Below are 23,062 nucleotides of genomic sequence, written 5' to 3' on the forward strand. Positions count from 1 at the left end.
CTCGCGGCATGACGATCGACAGTGCCGGCTTCGCCGCCCCGGCCGCCCTGGTCGAGCACGCCCGCCGGTTCCAGGCCGAGGGCGGCACCCCGGCGACGCCGCGGGTCGCGGCCACCGTGTTGCTGCTGCGTCCGACCGGCACCGACTTCGAGGTGTACGTCATCCGCCGGGTCGCCGCGATGACCTTCGGCGGTATGTACGCCTTCCCCGGCGGAGGGGTGGACCGCTCCGACTCGGAAGCCCACCTGGACTGGGCCGGGCCGAAACCGGGCGAGTGGGCGGACCGGCTGGGCGTGGCCCCGCAGGCCGCGCAGGCGGTCGTCTGCGCCGCCGCCCGGGAGGTCTTCGAGGAGGCGGGTGTGCTGCTCGCCGGCCCGAACCGGGAGACCGTGGTGGGCGACGTCAGCGGCGACGACTGGGAGGCGGCCCGGCAGGATCTGGAGGGGCGCCGGCTGGGCTTCGCTGCGCTGCTCGCCGACCGTCAGCTCACCCTCCGGTCGGACCTGCTGCTGCCGTGGAGCCGGTGGATCACTCCCGAGTTCGAGCCGCGCCGCTTCGACACGTACTTCTTCGTCGCCCTGCTGCCGGAGGGGCAGCGGACCCGCGACGTCTCCGGCGAGGCCGACCACACGCTGTGGATCCGGCCTGCGGATGCGCTGGCCCGCGCGCAGGCCGGCGAGCTGACCATGCTGCCACCGACCCTGGTCACGTTGGCCCAGGTAGCGGCGGCCGGGGACCTGGCCGGGGTGGCCCGCGCGTCGACCGACCGGGACGCCGCCACCCCGATCACCCCACGCCTGGATCTGCCCCCGGACGGCGAACCCCGCTTCGTTCTTGGATAGACCACCGAAACCGGGTGGGTGGGGGGCACCCCTGGTGCCCCCCACCCGTCGGAGTCAGAAGTCGCAGTAGACGTCTGCCGCACCGACCGTGATGTTGATGTAGGCAGAACTCGAGTAACCGTCGTAGTCACTCAGGTAGTACCACTTGACGCCGGAGCTGTTGACGTAGCAGCCGATCTGGACGACCGTTCCGTCCTTCAGACGGGTGATGATCGCACCTGCCGAACCCGGCAACGTGCGGACTGCGAGCCCGGTGGGGTTGGCGTCGTGCACCTTACCTGCCGCAATCGCGGCCTGGGCGGGTGATGCCGCCAGCCCCACCATCGCCAGCGCGGCAACCGCCCCGACGGCTGCCCGTACCTTCATTGAACGCATGTGGATCCTCCCCAGTTCGACTGCGTTGCGCATTGATCAAATCACTCAACGCATCGCTGTAAGGAAAAGTCTGAATTAATCGAGGGTGAAGAGTTGATCGACCTCAATGCCGCTGAGCTTGCTGTGGATACGCGAAGGGGCGCCGGTCAGGTCGACCGACGCCCCTTCGCGGACCGGGATCAGCGGCTCAGCCGAAGCGGCCGGTGATGTAGTCCTCGGTCTTCTTCACGCTCGGGTTGCTGAAGATCTTCTGGGTGTTGTCGTACTCGATCAGCCGGCCCGGGTCGCCGGTCTTCTCGATCGAGAAGAAGGCGGTCCGGTCCGACACCCGAGCGGCCTGCTGCATGTTGTGCGTCACGATGATGATCGTGAACTTGTCCTTGAGCTGGAACATCAGGTCCTCGATCGCCAGCGTGGAGATCGGGTCCAGGGCGGAGCACGGCTCGTCCATCAGGACGACCTGCGGCTCGACCGCGATGGTCCGGGCGATGCAGAGCCGCTGCTGCTGACCGCCGGAGAGGCCCGCGCCGGGCTTGCCCAGCCGGTCCTTGACCTCGCCCCACAGGTTCGCCGCGCGCAGGGCCTTCTCGGCGGCGTCCTCCAGGATCGACTTCTTGCGGACCCCGTTGAGCTTCAGCCCGGCCACCACGTTCTCGAAGATGCTCATGGTGGGGAACGGGTTCGGCCGCTGGAAGACCATGCCGATCGTGCGCCGGACCGCCGTGACGTCCACGTCCCGGTCGTAGATGTCCTGGTCGTCGATGGTCAGGCTGCCCTCGACCCGGGCCCCCGGCAGCACCTCGTGCATCCGGTTGATCGACCGCAGGAACGTCGACTTGCCGCAACCGGACGGCCCGATGAGGGCGGTGACCGTCTTCGGCTCGACCGTCAGGTTGATGTTCTCGATCGCCTTGAAGCCCCCGTAGTACGCGGTGACATTCGTGGCGGAGACGCGCTTGGCCATGGTGGTACCTCCGGGGTTCATCGGCTGAGCCTGTTGCGACGGGCCAGCAGCTTCGCCGCGATCGTCAGGATGAGCACGAGGGCGACCAGGGTGAGTGCCGCGGTCCACGCCCGTGCCGGGGCGTACTTCGACGCGTCGCCGGCCTGCTGGTAGACGAAGAGGGACAGCGACGACTGGTTGTTCTCGAAGGGGTTGGTGTTGATCGCCGCGCCACCGCCGGCGACCAGCAGCACCGGCGCGGTCTCACCGGCCGCGCGGGCGATGGCGAGCATCACGCCGGTGACGATGCCGGGCAGCGCCGTCGGCAGCACCACCCGCAGGATCGTCTTCCACTTGGGTACGCCGAGCGCGTACGCGCCCTCGCGCAGTGGCGCCGGTACGAGGCGAAGCATCTCCTCGGTGGACCGGACGATGGTGGGCAGCATGAGCACGCTCAGCGCGAGCGCGGCGGCGAAGCCGGAGAAGCTGGGCCGACCGTCGTTGAACCACGGCGAAACGATCAGCACCCAGAAGGCCAGCACGAACAGGCCGGAGACGATCGACGGGATGCCCGTCATCACGTCCACGAAGAAACGGATCGTGAAGGCGAACTTGCCGCGCCCGTACTCGACGATGTAGATGGCGCAGAGGATGCCGAGCGGCACGGTGATCAGGGTGGCGATGCCCACCTGCTCAAGCGTCCCGATGATCGCGTGGTAAGCGCCGCCGTTGGCGTCCCGGGCCCCGATGTTGTTCATCGAGGTCTGGAAGAAGTTGATGTCCAGCCGCTCGGTGCCCTTGCTGAACAGGGTCCACACCACCGACACGAGCGGCAGTACCGCCAGCACGAAGGCGGAGTGGATCAGCGCGCTCCAGGTGCGGTTGCGGGCCGCCCGGCGCCCCTCGACCGCGTTGGCCGCGGCGAAGAGCCCGACCAGGTAGAGGATCGCGCCGAGGACGACCACGAGGACCGGGCCGCCGATGTCGGTGCCGTAGACGATCGCGGCGGAGACCGCCAGGGCCGCCACGGCGATGGCCGGGGCGGCGTACCAGGGCAGTCGCTTGGCCCGCAGCGATTCGGGCTGGGCCGGCGGCCGGGTGCGGTGGGAGGTGGCGGTTGTGGTCATGCGGCCGACTCCGTGAACTCCCGGCGGCGGTAGATGATCGCCCGCGCAGTGATGTTGACGATCAGCGTGATGGCGAACAGCACCAGGCCGGAGGCGATCAGAGCGCCACGGCCGGTCGCGTTCGCCTCGCCGAACGCGTTGGCGATGTTGGCGGCGATGGTGTTGCCGCCGTTCTGGATCAGGTTGAACGAGATGTTGAAGGTGATGCCGAGGGTCAGTGCCAGGGCGATGGTCTCGCCGAGCGCCCGGCCGAGGCCGAGCATCATCGCGGCGATGATGCCGGGGCGGCCGTAGGGGAGCACCGCGGTGCGGAGCATCTCCCAGCGGGTGGCGCCCAGGGCGAGGGCGGCCTCCTCGTTCGCGGTGGGCGTCTGGAGGAACACCTCGCGGGAGAGCGAGGTGATGATCGGCAGCACCATGATGGCGAGCACCAGGGCGCCCAGCATGACGGACGCGCCGAACGGGCCGTCGCCGCCGAAGAGTGGGATCCAGCCGAAGTAGTGGTTCAGCCAGACCGAGAAGTCCCGCACCGGGCTGCTGAAGATGTCTCGCCCCCAGAGGCCGAAGACCACGCTCGGCACGGCGGCGAGCAGGTCGACCAGGAAGCCGAGCGCGGTGCCCAGCCGGCGGGGCGCGTAGTGCGACAGGTAGAGCGCGATGCCCAGCGCCACCGGCACTGCGATGAGCAGCGCCAGCGCCGAGCTGAGCACGGTGCCGAAGGCGAGCGCGCCGATGCCGAACTTTGGCTGCGGATCGTTGGGGAACCAGCCCTCGTAGGACCAGAAGCTCTCGGTGTTGGCGCGTAGGGCCGGCACCGCCTTGGCGATCAGGAAGATCGCGATGGCGGCGATGATGACCAGAACCGTTGTGCCGGCGGCCAGTGTGAGACCGCGGAAGGCCCGCTCGGCGCCGAACTTCCGGCTGCGCGGCAGCGCGCTGCCGCCGCCCAGCCCGGCGCCGCCCGGGGAACGGGTGCTTACTGGTGCCTCGGCCACACGCGCCGAGGCACCGGCGGGCCACTCGTGACTCTGAGTCACGCGCGTCCCGCCGGTGCCGGCGTCGGCCGAGCGGTGGGGGGTGTCACCCATCTGCTCGCTCGATTCGATTGCGGAGTGGTGTCGGTCAGGAGATGTTCTTGACTGCGGCCTCGACCTTGGTGCGGACGCTCTCCGGCAGCGGGGCGTAGCCCAGCTCGGTCATGGCAGCCTGGCCCTCGGTGCTGGCCGCGTAGCCCAGCAGACCCTTGACCAGCGGCAGCTTGTCGGCGGCGAGGCCCTTGCTGCAGACGATCTCGTACGTCGCCAGGACGATCGGGTAGGCCCCGGCCTCCTTGGTGTTGTAGTCGATCGACAGCTTGAGGTCGTCGCCCTGGCCCTCGATCTTGGCGCCGGCGATGGTCTTCCCGGCCGACTCGGCGGTCAGCGCGGCGAACTCGCCCGCACCGTTACCGATCTTGGACATCTTCAGGTCGGCGTTCTCGGCGAACGACCACTCCATGTAGCCGATGGAGCCGTCGGCAGCCTTGACCTTGCTGGCCACGCCGTCCGAGCCCTTGGCGCCGGTGCCGCCCGGGGCCTTCCATGCCTTGGCGTTGCTGAAGGTCCAGTCCGCCTCGGCGGTCTTCGAGAGGAACTTGGTGAAGTTGTCGGTGGTGCCCGACTCTTCCGACCGGTGGACGGTCTGGATGGTGGTCGCCGGGAGCTTGGCGTCCGGGTTGTCGGCCTTGATTGCCGCGTCGTCCCACTTGGTCACCTTGCCGGCGAAGATCTTCGCCAGGGTGGCCGGCTTGAGCTGGAGGTTGTCCACGCCGCTGACGTTGTAGGCGACGGCCACCGGGCCGATCACCATCGGCAGGTGGATGGCCTTGCCACCGACACACTTGGCGTCGGCCTGCGGCTGCTCCTCCGGCTTGAGGGCGGAGTCGGAGCCGGCGAAGTCGGCGGTACCCGCCTTGAAGGCTTCGACGCCGGCGCCGGAGCCGGTGGACTCGTAGTTGATCGTGGAGCCCTGGCACTTCGTCTGGTACGCCTTGATCCACTCGGCCATGGCGTTCTTCTGCGCCGACGAGCCCTGGGCGTTCAGCGTGCCGGTGGCGCAGTCGACCGCGGCGGCCGAGCCCGAAGCGCTGGCGCCGGGAGTGGGCTCGTTGTTGTCCGAGCCGCATGCGCTGAGACCGAGCGTCGCAGCAAGAGCGAGGCCGGCAATCGCGCCGTACCGCTGGAGCTTCACCTGAGGGGTTTCCCTTCGCGTCTGACTTGGCACCCCGATCCCGGGGCCCGAGGACCGGCAGTGACCGGCTGACACGAAAGTTAGAAGTGCCAGGTAGCCGGTTCGCCGGTCGCAAGTGAACGCGAGGTGAACACGTACGGCCGCCAAGGTGACCGCTTGCTGAGGGTGAGTTGTCCGTTAAGTGAACCGGGATGCACCTGTCGGAAGTATGGGTATATTTCCGGTTCGCTGTTATGTCGCCGACGCCCGGCCGTTACCCGCCGGTGACCCGCTCGGCGCGACGGTGCGACGGCGCGGCGGCCGACGGTCAGCCCAGGTGGTAGTTGATGTGCGCGGACCAGCGGGCGAAGCCCAGCCGCTCGTAGAGCGCGACGGCCCCGGTGTTCGAGTCGTCCACGTAGAGCATCACCCGGTCCAGGCCGCGCTTGTCGCGCAGGTGCGCCAGCCCGGCGGTGGTCAGGGCCCGGCCGAGCCCGCCGCCGTGCGCGGTCGGCTCCACGCCCAGCACGTACACCTCGCCGATCCGGGCCGACCCCGGCCGCTCGTGCACCTTGGTCCAGTGGAAACCGAGCAGCCGGCCGGTAGCTGTCTCCTCGGCGAGCAGGAAGCCCGCCGGGTCGAACCACGGCTCGGCCAGACGGACCCGCAGATCGTCCGACGTCCATCGGCCCTGCTCGGGGTGCTCGGCGAAGGCCCGCGCGTTGAGGGCCAGCCAGGCCGCGTCGTCCGCCCCGGGTCGGAACCCGCGCAGCGTCACCCCGTCGGGCAGGCGCGGCTCACCCAGCGGGGCGGCCAACGGCCGGCGCAGCTGCCAGAGCACGCGGGCCCGGGTGAAGCCGAGGTCGACGGCGAGCGCGGCGGCCGACGGGTGGTCGCCGTGCGCCCACGCCCGCAGCGGCCCGGTGGCCGAGGCGAGTACGCCCCGGGCCAGCGCCCGGCCGGTGCCCCGTCGCCGGTACGCGGGGTGCACCACCAGCTCGACCCCGATCCCGTCGACCGGGTCGGTGGTGTCCAGGTGCGCGTACCCGGTGAGGGTGCCGTCGTCGGCGCGGGCGATCAGGTGCACGGCGGCGCCGTCGGGGTCGCGCAGCCGGAGCAGGACGTGTTCGTCGAGCGGGTCCGCCCCGTCGGTGTCACCCGCCGAACTGGCGAGGGCCAGCACGTCGGCGATCTCCGCCGGTGCCAGTCGGTCGGTCCGGGTCACCTGGTCACTGGTCGGCTCCGCGCTGCTCATTCCGCCACCGTATCCGCTGCGTGTCGTGACGCCCGGACCGTCGCCGCAAAGCCCTGGCTCAGGTCGGGTCGGTGGGGAGGGCCTCCAGCTCGAAGCGGGCGGTCAGGTCGGGCAAAATCTGGCGTAGCGCGTCCACCGTGCCCTGCCGGTCGCCACCGGCGTCGTGCAGCAGCACCACCGAGCCCGGTTCGGCCTGGCTCAGCACCGTCGCGGTGATCTTGCTGGCCCCGGGCAGGTCCCAGTCCGAGGGGTCCACCGACCAGTGCAGCGGGGTCATGCCGAGCTGCCGCGCCACCGACACCACCGGGTACGTCCAGGCCCCGCCCGGCTGGCGGTACCAGACGATCGGGGCGTTCGGCACCGCCGCCCGGATCGCGGCGTTGGTGCGCAGCAGATCGGAGCGGATCGCGTCGGCCGACCGGGCACCCAGGCCGACGTCGTGGTGCCAGGAGTGGTTACACAGCGTGTGCCCGTCGTCCACTATCGACTGGACCAGGTCGGGGTGGTTCTGCGCGTTCTCGCCGACCACGCAGAACGTGGCGCGCACGTCGTATTCGCGCAGCAGGGCGAGGACCTGCGGGGTGTAGCGCGGGTCCGGCCCGTCGTCGAAGGTCAGCGCGAGCCGTGGCGTGCCGGTGGTGGAGTGCGCGCCGAACAGTTTGTCGCCTCCGGCGTCTCGCCCGGACCCGTCCTGGCCGGTCTCGACAGGGCTGGCGCTGCTGCTGGCGCCCGGTGTCGCACCCGGCTCACCGACGCTGGGTTGGTCGGCGTAGTGCGGCCCGTCGGCGTTCGTGGTGACGCCGGCGGAGCGGGGCGGCGTCTGGTCGGGGACGAGGCTACGGCCGAGCACGTACGCCGAGCCGAGCAGGCCCGCCACCACCAGCGTCACTATCCCCGCGGCCCGAGCGGTGGAGTTGCCCCCCGTCACGACTTCCGCCCGGCCCGCCGGTCACGCCGGCCCGTCGCCCCCGTGTTCAGTGCGCGCACCATCGCCCCTTTCTCCGACAAACCCGGCAGTCAGAATAGAGCCGCCAAGCTGCGCAAAAAGGGCATATGGGAAATCATCCAGGGCAGTCCGCGAATCAGACCGGCACTGGGGCGTGCTCCGCCTCGGGAAGCGACCGCGACGGCGGCACGACGAACTTGTAGCCGACCTGGCGGACGGTGCCGATCATCGACTCGTACTCCGAGCCGAGCTTGGCGCGCAGTCGCCGGACGTGCACGTCCACCGTGCGGGTGCCGCCGAAGTAGTCGTAGCCCCAGACCTCGCGCAGGAGCTGGTCCCGGGTGAACACCCGGCCCGGGTGCTGGGCCAGGAACTTCAGCAGCTCGAACTCCTTGTAGGTGAGGTCGAGCGGGCGGCCCTTGAGCTTCGCCGCGTAGGTGTCCGGATCGATGGTCAACTCGCCGGCCCGGATCGAGCCGCCAGCGCCGGCGGTCGCGTTGCTGAGCCGGCCCACCGCCAGCCGCAGCCGCGCCTCGACCTCGGCGGGGCCGGCCGAGGCGAGGATGACGTCGTCGACGCCCCAGTCGGCGTTGAGCGCGATCAGACCGGCCTCGGTCACCACCGCGACCAGCGGCACGCCGAGCCCGGTGGCGTGCAGCATCCGGCAGGTCGCCCGGGCCTCGCTCAACTCCGATCGGGCGTCCACCATCACCGCGTCCGGGCTGGGGCCCGCGACCAGGGTGCGAACGTCGCGCGGCGCCGTGCGGACCGAGTGCGGCAGCAGGTCGAGTGCCGGCAGCACAGCCGACGGTTCCCCTGCACGTGCGGTCACCAGCAGCAGGATCTCCACGATCACCTCCGTCCCGGCGGCACGAGGCCGCACGCGACCAGTCGCACTCGTCGGGGAGTGCGCTGAGAAATTGCGTGGTCCCGGCGTCGCTGACGGGCGGGTAACGCGTTGAGCGTAACTGATCGCCTCGGCCGCACCGTCAGGCCAAATCCTGTTTGTCTATCTTGCCCCTGATCGTGGCCTGGTTTTTAACGTCGCTGAAACCCGTGACCACCGCGGCGGGCGGTCGGTCTGGCACGATCGGGTCGTGTTTCCCTCCACCTCGCCCGAGGCCGGCCGCGAATCGTGGCCCGCTGGGTCCCAGCCGGGCCCGGCCGCCGCACCTTCGCGCGGCCAACCGCCCGCGCCGCGTACGGGTCCGGCCACCACCGACGGCGATCGCCGCGAACGGGGTGGGCCCCGCCGGGCCCGTCGCTCCGGTGAGCCGGCCCGCCGATCCGAAGACGAGATCGACGAGCCGGAAGAGGAGGTCATCCCCCCGGTCGAGGTGCACCGCCAGCTGGCGCTGACCATCGCCGGCTTCGCCGCGCTGCTCGGCGTCGGCCTGGTGCTCGGCGCGCAGACGTCGGGCCCCGGCCACCGGTTGCCGTTCGCCGCCATCGTCTTCGGCGTCCAACTGCTGTTCGTGCTCGCCTGGACGATGGCCATGCGCCCGCCCGCGTTGCTGGTGGTCGCCGGGATCAGCGCCGTGGTCGCGGCGCTGGCCGACACCGCCGCGGTGCAGACCGACGTCGCCGGCCTGGCACCGCTGGGATACCTGGCCGTCGGCGGGTTCCTCGCCGCGGTGCTCGGCCAACTGGTCCGTCGGGTCGACCGGGTCCGGGTCACCGACTCACTCGGTGCCACCCTGCTCATCGTGGTCGGGGTGGTGGCCCTCGGCACCCTGATCGTGCTCAGCCGCATCCCGGCCGGCACCCAGGCGATCACCGTCTGCCTGACCGCGAGCGGTGTCGCGCTCACCGTCGCCCGGCTCACCGACGCCGTCCTGCCGTGGCCGCGGCTGGCCCCGCAGGTGCCCCGGGGCGCCGCCGGCGTGGTGGCCGGCGCGATGGTCGGCACGCTGACCAGCGCCCTGCTCGGCAGCTACCTGGTAACCCCCTTCACGCCAACCCGGGCCGCCGTGATCGGCCTGGTCGCGGCGGTCACCGCCGTCCTCTCCGACCTCGCCGTGGGGTACGCGGAGGCGGGTCGGTTGATGGCCGGTGAACCGCCCACGATGTGGGTGGCCCGGCACATGCAGGGTCCACTCGGTGGCTTCGCTCTGGCGGCACCCGCCGCGTACGCCATGTGCATGCTCTTCCTCTGAGTCACGGTTGAGCGCGGAGCCGGTCGGGTACCTACGGGTGCGCCGCCCTGCGGCGTCGGTACGAACGCCCCGTCGCGGTGCGACGGGCGGAGACAGGAGGCGGCGTGGCGCGGGACTATCCGGTGGACGAGGCGCGACCCCGGCGGCGTGGCCGCAAGCTGCTCATCGGGCTGTTCGTTCTGCTCCTGCTGCTGGCGGGGTTGCTGGTGGTCGCCGACCGGGTGGCGGTCGGGGTTGCCGAGCGGACCATCGCCGACCGGGTGCAGCAGGAGATCGCCAAGCAGGGCGCCCAATCCGCCGCCCCTGAGGTGGAGGTGGGCGGGGTCCCGTTCCTCACCCAGGTGCTCGATGGCCGTTACCAGCGGATCACCATCAACCTGCGGGACGTGCAGGCCTCGGTCGAGGGCGACGCCGTCCGGCTGCCGGTGCTGGACGTGACCGCCCGTGACGTGCGCGCCTCGCTGGACACCCTGCGTACCGGCCAGGGCGACATCGTGGCGGACACCGTCAACGGCGCCGGCACGATCAGCTACGAGAGTCTGGCCGCGTTGCTGAACCGCCCGGGGCTCACCCTCGGCGAGCAGAACGGCAAGCTCACCGTCACGGCCCCGGCCGACATCCTCGGTCAGCGGCTCACCATCAGCGGCACCGCCGACGTCACCGTCGCCGACAACGGCGCGGTCGCCCTGCGCTTCAACGACCTGGACGCCGCAGGTCTGCCGAACCTGCCGCTGGCCCGTGCCTTCCTGAGCAACTACGCCAGGAGCATCTCCATCGACGTGCCGCTTCCGGAACTGCCGTTCCAACTCGCCGTCCGGGAGGTCCGTCCACTGCCGGAAGGGCTGGCGGTCACCGCCGACGCGAAGAACGTGCCGATCAACTCGGTCGGCTGACGCCGGAGGCGCGGTGGGACGCCGAAATCCTTGGCAGGCCCGTCGATTCCCGGATGGTGGTCGGCTGAGTGGCAGCTCGGTCACTGGCTGGTAGGCTCCCTGGCCATGGGGACCCACCTCACCAAACGGCGCGCGGTCGACCTGTGCCGCGTGGCCACCTGCCTGTGTCGCCCCGTCATCTGACGGCGGGGCTGTCTCCGGCCGCCTGACGGCGGCCACCGGCACAGGGTTCTCGCACCCTCCGGTTATCCCACCGAACGCCCGGCAGCGGCGCCGTCGCACGAACCCGTGATCCCGTCCTTCCGCTGGGTCCCGCGCGTGGTGCGACAGAAACGTCAATCGATTCGCGCGCGTTGGCTCACCATCCATCCTCACCAGGGAGTGATTCGATGAGTCGCGACACCGCACTCGTTTCGGCCGAGTGGGCCGAGAAGAACCTCGACGCCCCGGGCGTCGTCTTCGTCGAGGTCGACGAGGACACCTCGGCCTACGACACCGGCCACATCGCCGGCGCCATCAAGATCGACTGGAAGACCGACCTTCAGGACCAGGTCCGCCGGGACTTCGTCAACAAGACGCAGTTCGAGGCGCTGCTCTCCGAGCGGGGCATCAGCAACGACGACGTCGTGGTCCTCTACGGCGGCAACAACAACTGGTTCGCCGCGTACGCGTACTGGTACTTCAAGCTCTACGGCCACCGCGACGTGAAGCTGCTCGACGGCGGCCGCAAGAAGTGGGAGCTGGACGCCCGCCCGCTCGTCACCGACCAGGTGTCCCGCCCGGCCACGCAGTACGTCGCGCAGGAGCCGGACACCTCCATCCGGGCCTTCCGGGACGAGGTCGTCGCCGCGATCGGCACCAAGAACCTGGTCGACGTGCGCAGCCCCGACGAGTTCGCCGGTCGCCTGCTCGCCCCCGCCCACCTGCCGCAGGAGCAGGCGCAGCGGGCCGGCCACATCCCCACCGCGATCAGCGTGCCGTGGTCCAAGGCGGCCAACGAGGACGGCACCTTCCGGTCCGACGACGAGCTGCGCAAGATCTACGGCGACGCGGGGCTCGACGACGGCAAGGAGACCATCGCGTACTGCCGGATCGGTGAGCGCTCGTCGCACACCTGGTTCGTGCTCCAGGAGCTGCTGGGTCACCGCAACGTCAAGAACTACGACGGCTCCTGGACCGAGTACGGCTCGCTGGTCGGTGTGCCGGTGGCGCTCGGCGACGAACCCGGGGAGGCCTGATCATGACTCTTCCCACCGCTGCAAGCTGCGCCGCACCGGACCAGGCCGCGCCGCTGCCGGCCAGCCTGGACCTGGAGAAGGAAACCGTCATCACCGGTGTCGTCCGCTCCGCCGAGGCCGAGCCGGTGCCGGGGGCGTACGTCCGGCTGCTCGACTCGACTGGTGAGTTCACCGCCGAGGTGGTCACCTCGGCCGCTGGGCAGTTCCGGTTCTTCGCCGCGCCGGGTTCGTGGACGCTGCGGGCGTTGTCCCGGCACGGCAACGGCGACACCGCGGTCACCGCCGGCCGGGGTGTCAACGAGGTTGCCGTCACCGTCGCCTGACCCACTGCTCTGATCGACCGGGGCCGGTCACCCTCCCAGGGGTGGCCGGCCCCGGTCGTGTCGGTTCCCCGTGGACGCTCCGCGGCGGGTGCCGAAATCCATCGGCATGCGTCACTATCTTCTGGTGGAAATCAGGGATGAAAGTGGCGTGTCCGACGAACGGGGCCCCATCGTCGTCTGCGTGGGCGCCGACAGGTCGATGCGGCAGCGGGTGCTGAGCCAACTCGACGGGCTTGCCCCGGTGCGCAGCTGCGCCGACCTGGCCGAGCTGCGTGAGCTGTTGTCGTCACCGACGGGCCTGGTGCCGGTCGTTCCCAGGGTCGACCCGCGCGCCGAGGCGCGGGGCCCGGTCGAGTGGGGTGGGCTCGTCGTCGACCGGGCCGGACACCGGGTCACCTGGCGCGGCGACCCGGTCCCGCTGACCCCAGCCGAACGCGAGCTGCTCGCCCTGCTCATCGGCCCGCCGCTGGTGGTGTGGAGCTACGAACAGCTCTGTGCCGCCGCGCTGGGTGGCGCTGACACCACGGCGCTGCGGTCCACCATCAAACAGCTCCGTCGCCGGTTGCGGGGCCTGCCGGGCGGACCGCAGGTGCACACCGTACGAGGGGTCGGCTACCGGCTCGACCGGCCGCCGCGACGCAACGACCACTGACCCGCCGTCGCCCAGCAGCTGTCGACCGGCTCCGCCGCAGGCCCGGCGGCGGGCCCGTGACACCATGACCGGGTGAGCGGTGCTGTCCAGACGGGTTGGGCCTCCTCGGCCGGCCCCGCCGCGCCGGCACCAGCCCGGTCGCGGCGGCGCTGGCTGCTGGTCGTGACGGTGGCCTGGGCGGTGTTGCTGGCCGGGCTCACCTGGGTGTCGGTGCGGGACGACCCGCCAACGGTGCGCGAACAGCGCTCCCTCGACCAGGCCGGCCCGGTGGTCGACCGGGCGGTCGGCGAGCTGGCCCTCGCGGCCGGTGCCGCGGGTCTGCTGGAGCTGGGCCCGGCGCGGATCGCGTCCGGCTGCCGGGTCACCCCGTTCGCCGACGGGGCGAGGCTGCGACGTGAGGTCGGTGTGCTCGCGGCCACCGGTGACGAGCGGGCCGTGCTGACCGGCATCGCCGAACGGCTGCCGGCCAGCTGGCGGGCCGGGGTCTGGACCGGAGTGGACGGCCCCGAGCTGCGCGCCGACGCCGGAGAGTTCGTGGCCGTCGAGGGGCGGCCGACAGGTGACGGCCGGGTGCGACTGGTCGTCGACACCGGCTGCCGGCCGGTCGGCACCGGCTACTCGCCGGCCCCGGCCACCGCCGCCGGCCCGGAGACCGCCGCGCTGAGCGCCGCCCTGCTGGCACTCGACCGGCCGGGCGACACCGCGCCGGAGCTGGTCACCGCGCCCTGCCCGGGCGGCGGGTTCGCCCGTACCGCGCGGTCCGCTGACGGTTCCGGCCCGGCGGCCTCGACGGCCGCACTCGCCCCGCTGGCCGGCAACGCCCCACTGGTGGACCAACCCCCGGTGTACGCGTACCGCACCGGTGCCGTCACGGTGCTCGCCGAGATCGGCCCGGACGCCACCCGGCTGGCCGCCACCGTCGGCTGCCCGGGCTGAGCCGGCAGCCGGGCCGGGTCAGCCCCCGCCCGACCGTTCCTCCGGGTCACGGCTGCGGCCCAACGCGTCGACGGTGCCCCACCGACCGGGAATGTCCAACAGCTCGACGCGGCCCATCCCCGAGGGCACGGCCGGGTCGATGATCAGGTGTTCGCCCTGCGGCTCCAACCCCAGCATCACCCTGAGCAGCAGCAGTGGGGTGCCCGTGGACCAGGCCTGCGGGCTGCACGCGGTCGGGTACTCCACCGGATAGTTGGTGAGGTCACGGGCGTAGCCGGCGAACGCCTCCGGCAGCCGCCCCCCGAAGTACCGGGACGCGGCCAGCATCGTCTCGCAGATCAGCCCGGCCTCGTCCCGGAAGCCGTACCGCCACAACCCCCAGGCGATGATCGAGTTGTCGAACGGCCAGACCGTGCCCACGTGGTAGCCGATCGGGTTGTACCGCCCCTCGTCGGCGGCGAGCGTCCGCACCCCCCAGCCGGAGAACAGGCGCGGACCGAGCAGGTGTTCGACCACCTTGCCGGCGCGCGACTCGTCCACGATGCCGCTCCACAGCAGGTGCCCGATGTTCGAGGTCAGCGCGTCCACCTGCCGGCCGTCGGCGTCCAGCGCGAGCGCGTAGTGCTCCCGCTCGGGGATCCAGAAGTCGCGGTCGAACCGCTGTTTCAGGTCGGCGGCCTCCCGCTCCAACGTGTCGGCGAACTCCGGGTCGTTCCAGAACTTCCGGGCCAGCCGGGCGGCCCGGATCTTCGCGTCGTACGCGTAGCCCTGCAGCTCGCAGGTGGCCCGGGGGAAGCCGGGCAGTTGGCCGTCGGCGTACGAGATGGCATCCCAGGAGTCCTTCCAGCACTGGTTCTGCAGGCCGGTCTCCGGGTTGCGGGTCTGGTACCAGAGGTAGCCCGTGCCGAGCAGGTCACCGTAGGTGTCGATCCACTTCAACGCCGCGCGGACCTGCGACTCCAGCTTGCGAACGAGGGCGGAGTCACCGGTCCACAGCTCGTACTCGTCGAGCAGGATGATGAACAGCGGTGTCGAGTCTGCCGACCCGTAGTACGGCGAGTGGGGCTGCTCCTCGAAGCCGGCGGTCTCGCCGTACCGCAGCTCGTGCAGGATCTTGCCGGGCTCCTCGTCCCGGAAGTCGTCCACCCGGTGACCCTGGAGCCCGGCCAGCATCAGGATGGTCGGCGGGACCAGCTCCGGCAGGAACGGCAACACCTGCAACGAGGTGATGATGCTGTCCCGGCCGAACAGGGTCATGAACCAGGGCAGCCCGGCGGCGATCAGCCGCACGCCCAGGGCGATCGACTCGTAGCGCAGCGCGGCCAGGTCGTTGAGGCTGCGCCGGTACGCCCCGGCCAGCGGCTCGCAGTCGCAGCCGAGCTTCGGCGCCCGGTCGATCAGCTCCTGCTGTTCGGCCCGGATGGCGTCCGCGCTGCGGCTGCCGCCGTACGGGAGGGTGGCTCGGATGTCCTGGCTGCGGGCCCCGAAGACGACGCTGGACACGTGCAGCCGGGTGCTCCACCTGCCGTTGCGGGCGATCCGGATCCGGAAGGTCAGTCCCGTCTCGTCGATCCGGGCCGGCGCGGTGGTCCGGAGCACCATCTCCCGGTGGAACTCCTCCCGTCGGTAGGCCAGCCGCAGCTCGTTCTCGCCGACACTGATAGTGGTCCGGCCCCGCTTCTGCCGAGCGTTCTTGATCTCGAACAGGTCGGCGAAGTCGGCCCCGACCTCGATGCGGAGGGTGCACTCGACCTCCGCGCCGAGGTGGTTCAGCACGGTCAGCTCCTCCTCGAAGCTGCCCACTATCGCCCGGCTGCGGATGACCGACGCCTTCGCGTCCAGGTAGTGGGTGGGTTCGCCGGGGGCGAGGAAGAACGTGGTGCGGTACGACTCGGAGTCGTCGACGGAGAGGGCGTGCAGCCGTTCGCCGTCCAGGGTGAGCACCCAGGTGGACAGGAAGCGGGTGTCGAAGGAGAACAGCCCGGTGGGGAAGTCGTAGGACGGCTCGATGTCGCCACGTCGGTCGCTGACCAGGAAGGTGTTGCCGTCCAGGATGCTGACGAGGTCCCTCACCGTTGTCGCCCGGCTGCTCGGCGGGCCGTTTCGCGGGGGTCGCGGGTGCCGGGCGGGTCCGGAAAGAACCGCCGGAAGGCGAGGAAGAGCACCACGTTTCCGCTGAACGTGCTCTCGTTGCGCAGCACCGCCGCGATCCCCTGGGCCTCCCCGGAGATCAGCCGGTCGAAGAGGGCGGCGCTGCTGTACCAGATCGCGTCGGCCGGGCCACGCTCGCGGCTGACCTGCACGGACCCGGGCCGCATCCGGACCAGCCAGTGCTCGGTGTGGTGGTTTTCGCCGAGGTCGATCTGGAGGGTGCCGTCGGCCAGGCCACCCAGGATCTCCGGGGCACGCGACGGCAGCGCTTCGAAGAATCTCTCCGCCGCCTCGGTCACATCCGAATCGTAGGCAGCTGTCCGAGATGTCGGGTCGGTATCGGCACTCCGCTCGGATCGACCCACCGCCGCCGTGCGGTCAGTAGACGAGCGCCTGCGCGCCCTCGGCCAGCGCCTCCTCGACGAAGACCGCGGCACCGGCGATCCGGACCCCGGGAAGTACGTCGTCCGGGCCGATCTCCCGTCGCGCCGCGCACTGCGTGCAGGCGGTCACCCGGCCGCTGGTCAGGATGACGTGCAACAACTCGGCCAGCGGTGCGGAGTGCGGCAGGTCGAACTGCTGGGCGCGGCCGGGCACTGCGAACCAGGTCGACTCACCGGTCAACCAGAGTGAGACGTCCACCCCGGCCGCGACCGCCGTCGCGGCGACGGTGAATGCCTGCGCGCACCGCTCCGGGGCGTCAGCCCCCGCGGTGGCCTTGACGACGAGAGTGCGGGCCATGTGGCCCAGCATAGGATGGCCGGGATGGTTACCGAGATCGGGTTTGTCAGCCTGCTGGTCGCTGGCCTGGGCGGGCTCGCCGGTGGCCTGGTCTACCTTGCCGTACGCATTTCGAGAGGACGCTGGTGAGCGCGAGGAGTGAGCCGGGGTTGCGAGCCCCGCAGTCGCGAACGAAGGTGGCTCCGTGAGCGCGAGGAGTGAGCCGGGGTTGCGAGCCCCGCAGTCGCGAACGAAGGTGGCTCCGTGAGCGAGAATCCGCTGCAGCCGCCGTGGCTGAACGCGCCGCCGGTCGAGGAGTACCCGTTCGAGGAGAGTCACGACCTGCGGGTCGGGCCGAAGCTGCACCCCGCGCTCGACGCCCTGTTGCCGTACATCGGGCTGTGGCGCGGTCGCGGCAAGGGCGGCTTCCCCACCATCGAGGATTTCGACTACGCGCAGGAGATCCGGATCAGCCACGACGGCCGACCGTTCCTGCACTACGAGTCCCGTGCCTGGATCCTCGACGAGCAGAGCAGGCCGGTCCGTCCGGCCGGTCGCGAGGTCGGCTGGTGGCGTCCGGTGCTGGTGGACGGGCGGGCGACCGACGAGCTGGAGGCGCTGCTGACCACCCCGACCGGGGTGATGGAGCTGCACCTGGGCAAGCGCACCGGCACGCAGGTCGAGTTCGCCACCGACGCGGTGATCCGGACTCCGACCGCCAAGGAGGTCACCGGCGGCCACCGGCTCTTCGGCATCGTCGAGGGTGCGTTGCTCTACGCCCAGGAGATGGCCGCCATGGGTCACGGGCTCAGCCCGCACCTCTCCGCCCGGCTGGTCCGGGTCGGCGGCTGACGCTCAGTCGACGGGGAAACCGAGCAGGGCGTGCAGGGCGGGGGTGCGCGGGCAGGGCTCCCGGCGCACCCCGTCCAGCATCCGCACCTCGGCGAGCCCACGCACCGATGAGCTGAACCAGACCCCGTCGGCGGCGTGCAGCTCGGCCGGCGTGACCATCCGTTCGGAACCGTCCAGGCCCAGCTCGTCGGCGTGGGCGAGCAGCCAGGCGACGGTGGTGCCGGGCAGGATGCCGGTGGTGGCGGCGGGCACCGTGCAGAGCGTGTCGCCGGTGAGCCACACCACGTTGGCGATGGGCCCCTCCAGCGCGTACCCGTCGGAGGAGACCCAGAGCACGTCGTCCACGCCGGCCCGGCGGGCCCAGCGGCGGGCGGCGCTGTTGACCGCGTACGAGGTGGATTTGATCCCGGCCGGTAGCCAGTCGAGCCCGGTGCGCGCGTCGGCGGGTACCCCCAGCGGCAGGATCGCCACGGTGATCCCGTTGCGCCGAGCCGCCTGGGAGGACGCCGGCACCGGGTTCACTGTGGCGTAGACGGTCGGTGGGCCGCCGGCCTCCGGGCCCCGGGTGCAGACCAGCCGTAGCGCGCCCTCCACCGTCGCCGGCCAGCCCGCGCGCACGGTGTCGAGCAGGTCGATGAGCGCGTCGACGGGGGGCAGCTCAAGGTCGACGGCGGCTGCCGCCGTGGCCAGCCGGGCCAGGTGCTCGTCGCGCAGCCACGGCCGGCCCTGGCGTAGGTGCATGGACTCGAAGAGGCCGTCGCCGTGCAGGACACCCAGGTCGTCGGCGCGCAGGGCGGGTTCGTCGGCCGGGATGAGCCCCCGGCCGAGAACAGCGATCCGGGCACTCGCTGCGGTCGGGGCCGTGCCGACGGGTGGCGTCACCATGACCGTCGAGCGTAGCGGCGGGCCGTCGCCGGCAGGAGCGGCCGCGATTGCCGAACTATGATCGGACGGTGTCCGAATCCTCCCTCGCGGAAATGCTGCGGTCCCGTGGGCTGCGGCTGACGGCCCAGCGGCAGCTCGTCCTCCAGGCGGTGCTCGATCTGGGCCACGCCACCCCGGAGCAGGTGCACACCGCGGTGCGGGAGGTCGCCGCCGGCGTCAACATCACCACCATCTACCGCACGCTTGAGCTGCTGGAACGGCTCGGCCTGGTCACCCACACGCACCTGTCGCACGGCTCGCCGACCTATCACGCGGCCGGTGAGCACCAACACGTCCATCTGGTCTGCCGGGAGTGTGGCGCGATCGACGAGATCGATCCGGAGCTGCTGCGCCCCCTCGCCGACCAGTTGGCCGCGCAGCGGGGGTTCCGGGTGGACATCGGGCACGTGTCACTCTTCGGCGTCTGCGTACGCTGCGAGAACGGGGACGACAAATGATCGACATCGCGGGCGCGGTGGCCGTCGAGAGCATCGACGAGGCCAGCCGCGACCAGCCGGATCCGGCGCACGTCGCGGCCGGCGTGCGGGGGGTGGCCGCGCACTACGGTGACCCGCTGCGCGAGCAGCGCACCCTCGACACCGCTGTCGGTCTGGTCGACCGGTCGCATCGGGGGGTCATCGCGGTGCCCGGGGAGGACCGGGCCGGCTGGCTGCACACGATCACCTCGCAGCACCTGAGCGCCCTGTCCGCCGGTGACGGCACCGAGTTGCTGGTGCTGTCGCCGCACGGCCACGTCGAGCAGCACGCCATGGTCGCCGAGGACGGCGAGACCACCTGGCTGGACACCGAGCCCGGCGCCACCGAGGGCCTGCTGACCTACCTGGAGAAGATGCGGTTCTTCAGCAAGGTCGAACCACGCGACGCGACGGCCGAGCGCGCGCTGTTGTCGCTGGTCGGGCCGGCGGCCATGGAGGCGCTCGGCACGCTGGGCGTGACCGGGCTGGCCGCGCCGGACGTGGTCGCGGTGCCGGGTCCGAAGTTCCCGCACGGTGCGGTGCCACAGCGGGCGAGCGTCCGGTACGACGTGCAGCCGCTGCCGATCGGCGGCTGGGCCCGACGTGGTCCGCTCGGGGTGGACCTGCTGGTGCCCCGGTCGGCGATGGACCAGGTGGTGGCGGAGTTGCGCGGCGCCGGTGTGCCGGCCGTGGGGCTCTGGGCGTACGAGGCGATCCGGGTGGCCGCCCGGCAGCCGCGGGTCGGGGTGGACACCGACCATCGGACCATCCCGGCCGAGGTCGACCTGATCGCCCCGGCGGTGCACCTGGACAAGGGTTGTTACCGGGGGCAGGAGACGGTGGCGCGGGTGCACAACCTGGGTCGGCCGCCGCGTCGCCTCGTACTGCTGCATCTGGACGGGGTGACCACCGATCAGCCGCCGGTGGCCGGTACGCCGGTGACCCTCGACGGCCGGGCCGTCGGCTTCGTCGGCACCGCCGTGCTGCACCACGAGCTGGGCCAGGTCGCCCTGGCGGTGCTGAAGCGCAACGTGCCGGACGACGCCGCGTTGCTGATCGGCGAGACGGCGGCGGCGATCGACCCGTCCTGACCGGGCCGTCTAGGATCGCCGGCATGACAACAGGGACGTTGATCACGGTGGCCCCGACCGGCGCTGAGTCGGCCAAGGCGGAGGTGCCGGCGCTGCCGGTGACCCTCGACGAGTTGCTGCTCACCGCCAAGGAGTGCGAGGCGCTCGGCGCCGCCGTGATCCACGTCCACATCCGCGACGACGAGGCCCGGCCGACGCTGGACCCGGTGCGGCTGGCCGACACGGTGGCGGCGCTGCGGGAGGGCACCGACCTGATCGTGCAGCTCTCCTCCGGCGGTGCGGTGACCGACCCGGAGGCCGCCCGGCTCGCCGTCCTCGACGCCCGTCCGGACATGGCCTCCTGCACCATGGGCACTGTCAACTTCGGCGACGACGTCTTCCTCAACCGCTGGGAGTTCATCGTCGACCTGCACACCCGGATGCAGGAACGCGGGATCGTGCCGGAGTACGAGATCTTCGACCTCGGCCACCTGTCGGCGTTGCAGCGGTTGCTCGGCAAGTACGGGCTGCCGGCCGGCGGGCACGTGCACGTCGACTTTGTGATGGGTGTGCCGGGTGGCATGCCGGGCACCACGGAAACCCTGGTCGCGGCCCACCGGATGCTGCGGGACCTGCCCGAGGGCACGACCTTCTCGGCCACCGGTGTCGGCCGGAGCAGTCTTCCGGTCCTGCTGGCCTCGCTGTCGGCGGGCGGGCACCTGCGGGTCGGTATGGAGGACACCGTGACGTACGCGAAGGGCCGCCCGGTGGAGTCCAACATGCAGCTGGTCGCCCGCGCGGTGGGTTTCGCCCAGCTCGCCCAGCGTCCGCCGCTGACCACCACCGAGGCCCGCGAGCTGCTCGGGCTGTAAGGCCGGCTCTGTCCCGCGCCCCTGTCACCCGGGCGGTGGATGTCCTGGTCACCCCGGTGCCGGGCACCCCCGGACCGTCGGTACCGTCCACCGCGTGACGAAGACGTACGAGGGCGGCGCGCCGCTCGCCGAGGTGGTCCGGTCCGGGTTCGTGGAGGGTGCGCACCGCGGCTCGGTGGTGGTGCTGGACGCCGCCGGTGTCGCGGTGGCGTCCGCCGGGGACGTGGCCTCGCCGATCTTTCCCCGTTCGGCCAGCAAGCCGATGCAGGCGATCGGGATGCTCCGGGCCGGCCTGGCGTTGAGCGACCCGGCCGACGTGGCGCTGGTCTCGGCGAGTCACGCGGGCGAGGAGTTCCACCTGGCCCGGGTCGGTGCGCTGCTGGAGCGCGCGGGGCTGGACGAGTCGGCGCTGCACTGCCCGCCCGACCTGCCGGTGGGCGCCGCGGCCCGGGAGGCGGTGCTGCGCGCCGGTGGCGGCCCGAGTCGGGTGCAGATGAACTGCTCCGGCAAGCACAGCGGGATGCTGCTGACCTGCGAGGCGGCCGGTTGGCCGCGGGACGGCTACTGGCGGCCGGAGCACCCGTTGCAGCAGCGGTTGCGGGCCGCCATCGAGGAGTTCACCGGCGAGCAGGCGGCGGCGGTGGGGGTCGATGGCTGCGGCGCCCCGGTGCTCGCGGTGTCGTTGACCGGCCTGGCCGGGGCGTACCTGCGGCTGGTCGACGCCGAGCCGGGCTCGGTGCCGCGCACCGTGGCCGACGCGATGCGGGCGTACCCGGAGATCGTGGGTGGCACCCAGGCCGACGACACCCGGCTGATGCGTGGTGTTCCGGGGCTGCTGGCGAAGGTCGGCGCGGAGGGTGTGATCGCCGTGGCGGTGCCGGGTGTCGGCGCGGTCGCGTTGAAGATCGACGACGGTGCCGACCGGGCGCGGATGCCGGTGCTGGTCTCCGCGCTGCGCCGACTCGGCGTGGACGCCCCGGTGCTCGCCGAGTACGAAGAGGTGCCGCTCTTCGGCGGCGGGGTGCCGGTCGGGGCGGTCCGCCCGCTCTGGTGAGCGGAACTCCGGCCGGCGTGGCTCACCGTCGGTGACCGTGCCGGCTGGCGGTGGCCCGAACATCGTGGTGCCACAGCGGCATCAGGATGCCGCTGTGGCATCACGCTCATTCGCGGGTCGGGTTCCGAACGGCCCGGTGTGCGTGCGGCCCGGCCTGCGGGCGGGGTTGGTCAGCTGGGCGGGGTTGGTCAGCTCAGGAAGTCGAGCAGTGCGGCGTTGACCGGCTCCGGACGCTCCAGCGGCAGCAGGTGTGCGGCGTTCGGCACGTCGGGCAGGCGCACCGCGCCGGGGACCTCGGCGGCGATCCGGTCGGCGAGTCGGCTGATGTCCGGCACGTCCGCGGCACCGGCGGTGACCAGCACGGGGATCGCCAGCTCGCCGAGACGGCCGATCGCCGGTGGGGTCAGCTCGCCCACCTCGACCGCGCCGAGCGCCAGCTCGGCGGCGAGGGCCCGCTGGTCCATCTCCTGCGCGAACGCGACCAGCTCGCTGTCGACGTCCTCCGGCTGCCGTCCCGGGCCGACCACCCAGAAGCGCACCTCACCGGCCGCGCCCGCGACGAAGTCGTCGGGGTCGACCTCGCCGACCAGGTTGTCCCACAGGTCGTTCGCCTCGTCGGACCACTCGTTGCCGGAGACCGCCGTGTCGAACAGCGCGAGCGCGCTCACCCGGTCGGGGTGGGCCAGCGCGGTGTCGATGGCGACCGCTCCGCCGAACGAGCAGCCGACCAGGGCGGCCCGGGGCAGGTCGAGCGCGTCCAGCAGCCCGGCCACGTCGTCGTGGTGCGTGAACGGGGCCGGGGGGAGCTCCGAGTCGCCGTAGCCGCGTAGGTCAGGGACGATCACCCGGTGTCGGGCGGCGAGCGCGGACACCTGCCCCCGCCACATCCGCCGGTCGGCGATGCCGGCGTGCAGCAGGACGACGGGTGAACCGGTGCCGGCCTCGTCGTACGCGATGCTTGCTCCATTGACTGTGATCTTGTGCACGGTCGGACCGTACGGATCGACGGAGCGGCGCGCAAACGGGATGGTGAGACCTTGCTAACTATG

Annotated in this window: 27 protein-coding genes; 14 read left to right on the plus strand and 13 right to left on the minus strand. The window is 71.7% G+C overall.

Annotated features, from left to right (window positions below):
- The first annotated feature begins 8 nt into the window (after positions 1–8).
- Positions 9–842, plus strand: coding sequence for an NUDIX domain-containing protein (locus tag QCZ28_RS05600; RefSeq protein WP_279515525.1), 834 nt, complete (start codon positions 9–11; stop codon positions 840–842).
- A gap of 54 nt (positions 843–896) precedes the next feature.
- On the opposite strand, the gene QCZ28_RS05605 is transcribed toward QCZ28_RS05600, so the two are convergent.
- The 8 genes from QCZ28_RS05605 to QCZ28_RS05640 all read right to left on the minus strand — a co-directional run bounded on the left by QCZ28_RS05605 (position 897) and on the right by QCZ28_RS05640 (position 8,552).
- Positions 897–1,217, minus strand: a complete 321-nt coding sequence (locus tag QCZ28_RS05605) for an SH3 domain-containing protein (protein WP_279515526.1) — start codon at positions 1,215–1,217, stop codon at positions 897–899.
- 187 nt (positions 1,218–1,404) lie between these two features.
- Positions 1,405–2,181, minus strand: a complete 777-nt coding sequence (pstB, locus tag QCZ28_RS05610) for a phosphate ABC transporter ATP-binding protein PstB (RefSeq protein WP_030327780.1) — start codon at positions 2,179–2,181, stop codon at positions 1,405–1,407.
- Positions 2,182–2,198: 17 nt separating this feature from the next.
- Positions 2,199–3,287, minus strand: a complete 1,089-nt coding sequence (gene pstA, locus QCZ28_RS05615; RefSeq protein ID WP_279515527.1) for a phosphate ABC transporter permease PstA — start codon at positions 3,285–3,287, stop codon at positions 2,199–2,201.
- Positions 3,284–4,375, minus strand: a complete 1,092-nt coding sequence (gene pstC / locus QCZ28_RS05620) for a phosphate ABC transporter permease subunit PstC (RefSeq protein WP_279515528.1) — start codon at positions 4,373–4,375, stop codon at positions 3,284–3,286. Before pstC ends, pstA begins: the two co-directional genes overlap by 4 nt.
- Positions 4,376–4,409: 34 nt before the next feature.
- Positions 4,410–5,516, minus strand: coding sequence for a phosphate ABC transporter substrate-binding protein PstS (gene pstS / locus QCZ28_RS05625; protein WP_279515529.1), 1,107 nt, complete (start codon positions 5,514–5,516; stop codon positions 4,410–4,412).
- A gap of 307 nt (positions 5,517–5,823) precedes the next feature.
- Positions 5,824–6,750 (minus strand): mycothiol synthase, encoded by a 927-nt coding sequence (gene mshD / locus QCZ28_RS05630; protein WP_279515530.1) that lies wholly within the window; start codon positions 6,748–6,750, stop codon positions 5,824–5,826.
- 58 nt (positions 6,751–6,808) lie between these two features.
- Positions 6,809–7,678, minus strand: a complete 870-nt coding sequence (locus QCZ28_RS05635; RefSeq protein ID WP_279515531.1) for a polysaccharide deacetylase family protein — start codon at positions 7,676–7,678, stop codon at positions 6,809–6,811.
- Between the two features lie 154 nt (positions 7,679–7,832).
- Positions 7,833–8,552 (minus strand): response regulator transcription factor, encoded by a 720-nt coding sequence (locus QCZ28_RS05640; protein ID WP_209444464.1) that lies wholly within the window; start codon positions 8,550–8,552, stop codon positions 7,833–7,835.
- A gap of 241 nt (positions 8,553–8,793) precedes the next feature.
- On the opposite strand from QCZ28_RS05640, the gene QCZ28_RS05645 reads away from it, so the two are divergent.
- The 7 genes from QCZ28_RS05645 (at position 8,794) to QCZ28_RS05670 (ending at position 13,894) form a co-directional block, all read left to right on the plus strand.
- Positions 8,794–9,852: a hypothetical protein gene (locus QCZ28_RS05645; RefSeq protein WP_279515532.1), complete on the plus strand. Its 1,059-nt coding sequence runs from the start codon at positions 8,794–8,796 to the stop codon at positions 9,850–9,852.
- A gap of 104 nt (positions 9,853–9,956) precedes the next feature.
- On the plus strand, positions 9,957–10,745 hold the full coding sequence (locus QCZ28_RS05650; RefSeq protein ID WP_279515533.1) for a DUF2993 domain-containing protein: 789 nt from the start codon (positions 9,957–9,959) through the stop codon (positions 10,743–10,745).
- A 105-nt stretch (positions 10,746–10,850) separates the two neighbouring features.
- The gene (locus QCZ28_RS34490) at positions 10,851–10,928 is read left to right on the plus strand and encodes an Ms5788A family Cys-rich leader peptide (protein ID WP_310503780.1); all 78 of its coding nucleotides are present in this window, start codon (positions 10,851–10,853) and stop codon (positions 10,926–10,928) included.
- Positions 10,929–11,134: 206 nt separating this feature from the next.
- Positions 11,135–11,983 carry a sulfurtransferase gene (locus QCZ28_RS05655; protein WP_030327771.1) on the plus strand — a complete coding sequence of 283 codons (849 nt, stop codon included), beginning with the start codon at positions 11,135–11,137 and terminating at the stop codon, positions 11,981–11,983.
- A gap of 2 nt (positions 11,984–11,985) precedes the next feature.
- Positions 11,986–12,306 carry a DUF1416 domain-containing protein gene (locus QCZ28_RS05660; RefSeq protein ID WP_279515534.1) on the plus strand — a complete coding sequence of 107 codons (321 nt, stop codon included), beginning with the start codon at positions 11,986–11,988 and terminating at the stop codon, positions 12,304–12,306.
- Positions 12,307–12,454: 148 nt separating this feature from the next.
- Positions 12,455–12,958, plus strand: coding sequence for a winged helix-turn-helix domain-containing protein (locus QCZ28_RS05665; RefSeq protein ID WP_279515535.1), 504 nt, complete (start codon positions 12,455–12,457; stop codon positions 12,956–12,958).
- A 72-nt stretch (positions 12,959–13,030) separates the two neighbouring features.
- Positions 13,031–13,894, plus strand: a complete 864-nt coding sequence (locus tag QCZ28_RS05670) for a hypothetical protein (protein WP_279515536.1) — start codon at positions 13,031–13,033, stop codon at positions 13,892–13,894.
- Positions 13,895–13,912: 18 nt separating this feature from the next.
- On the opposite strand, the gene QCZ28_RS05675 is transcribed toward QCZ28_RS05670, so the two are convergent.
- From QCZ28_RS05675 to QCZ28_RS05685, 3 genes are all read right to left on the minus strand, one after another.
- Positions 13,913–15,967, minus strand: a complete 2,055-nt coding sequence (locus QCZ28_RS05675; protein ID WP_279515537.1) for a glycogen debranching N-terminal domain-containing protein — start codon at positions 15,965–15,967, stop codon at positions 13,913–13,915.
- Positions 15,964–16,344: an SCP2 sterol-binding domain-containing protein gene (locus QCZ28_RS05680; RefSeq protein ID WP_279515538.1), complete on the minus strand. Its 381-nt coding sequence runs from the start codon at positions 16,342–16,344 to the stop codon at positions 15,964–15,966. Before QCZ28_RS05680 ends, QCZ28_RS05675 begins: the two co-directional genes overlap by 4 nt.
- 79 nt (positions 16,345–16,423) lie before the next feature.
- Positions 16,424–16,798, minus strand: a complete 375-nt coding sequence (locus QCZ28_RS05685) for a DsrE family protein (RefSeq protein WP_030327765.1) — start codon at positions 16,796–16,798, stop codon at positions 16,424–16,426.
- 12 nt (positions 16,799–16,810) lie between these two features.
- Between QCZ28_RS05685 and mtfM the strand changes: the two genes are divergently transcribed.
- Together mtfM and QCZ28_RS05695 are read left to right on the plus strand one after the other, a co-directional pair.
- On the plus strand, positions 16,811–16,915 hold the full coding sequence (gene mtfM, locus QCZ28_RS05690; protein ID WP_030327764.1) for a small membrane protein MtfM: 105 nt from the start codon (positions 16,811–16,813) through the stop codon (positions 16,913–16,915).
- 114 nt (positions 16,916–17,029) lie between these two features.
- Complete coding sequence (locus QCZ28_RS05695; protein WP_279515539.1) at positions 17,030–17,617, plus strand: FABP family protein; 588 nt, start codon at positions 17,030–17,032, stop codon at positions 17,615–17,617.
- A gap of 3 nt (positions 17,618–17,620) precedes the next feature.
- Here QCZ28_RS05695 and QCZ28_RS05700 read toward each other — a convergent pair whose 3' ends face one another.
- Positions 17,621–18,502: an aminotransferase class IV gene (locus QCZ28_RS05700; protein WP_279515540.1), complete on the minus strand. Its 882-nt coding sequence runs from the start codon at positions 18,500–18,502 to the stop codon at positions 17,621–17,623.
- A gap of 68 nt (positions 18,503–18,570) precedes the next feature.
- On the opposite strand from QCZ28_RS05700, the gene QCZ28_RS05705 reads away from it, so the two are divergent.
- From QCZ28_RS05705 to QCZ28_RS05720, 4 genes are all read left to right on the plus strand, one after another.
- Positions 18,571–18,999 (plus strand): Fur family transcriptional regulator, encoded by a 429-nt coding sequence (locus QCZ28_RS05705; RefSeq protein ID WP_030327761.1) that lies wholly within the window; start codon positions 18,571–18,573, stop codon positions 18,997–18,999.
- Positions 18,996–20,108 carry a folate-binding protein gene (locus QCZ28_RS05710; protein ID WP_279515541.1) on the plus strand — a complete coding sequence of 371 codons (1,113 nt, stop codon included), beginning with the start codon at positions 18,996–18,998 and terminating at the stop codon, positions 20,106–20,108. The genes QCZ28_RS05705 and QCZ28_RS05710 overlap by 4 nt, the downstream gene beginning before the upstream one ends.
- Positions 20,109–20,131: 23 nt before the next feature.
- A complete protein-coding gene (locus QCZ28_RS05715; protein WP_279515542.1) occupies positions 20,132–20,959 on the plus strand; it encodes a 3-keto-5-aminohexanoate cleavage protein in 828 nt (275 codons plus the stop codon).
- 94 nt (positions 20,960–21,053) lie between these two features.
- On the plus strand, positions 21,054–22,013 hold the full coding sequence (locus QCZ28_RS05720) for an asparaginase (protein WP_279515543.1): 960 nt from the start codon (positions 21,054–21,056) through the stop codon (positions 22,011–22,013).
- A gap of 188 nt (positions 22,014–22,201) precedes the next feature.
- On the opposite strand, the gene QCZ28_RS05725 is transcribed toward QCZ28_RS05720, so the two are convergent.
- Entirely contained in the window at positions 22,202–22,999 is a 798-nt protein-coding gene (locus QCZ28_RS05725) for an alpha/beta hydrolase (RefSeq protein ID WP_279515544.1), read from the minus strand.
- Positions 23,000–23,062 lie beyond the last annotated feature (63 nt).

Source organism: Micromonospora sp. DH14, assembly GCF_029809455.1.
Lineage (GTDB): Bacteria > Actinomycetota > Actinomycetes > Mycobacteriales > Micromonosporaceae > Micromonospora > Micromonospora parva.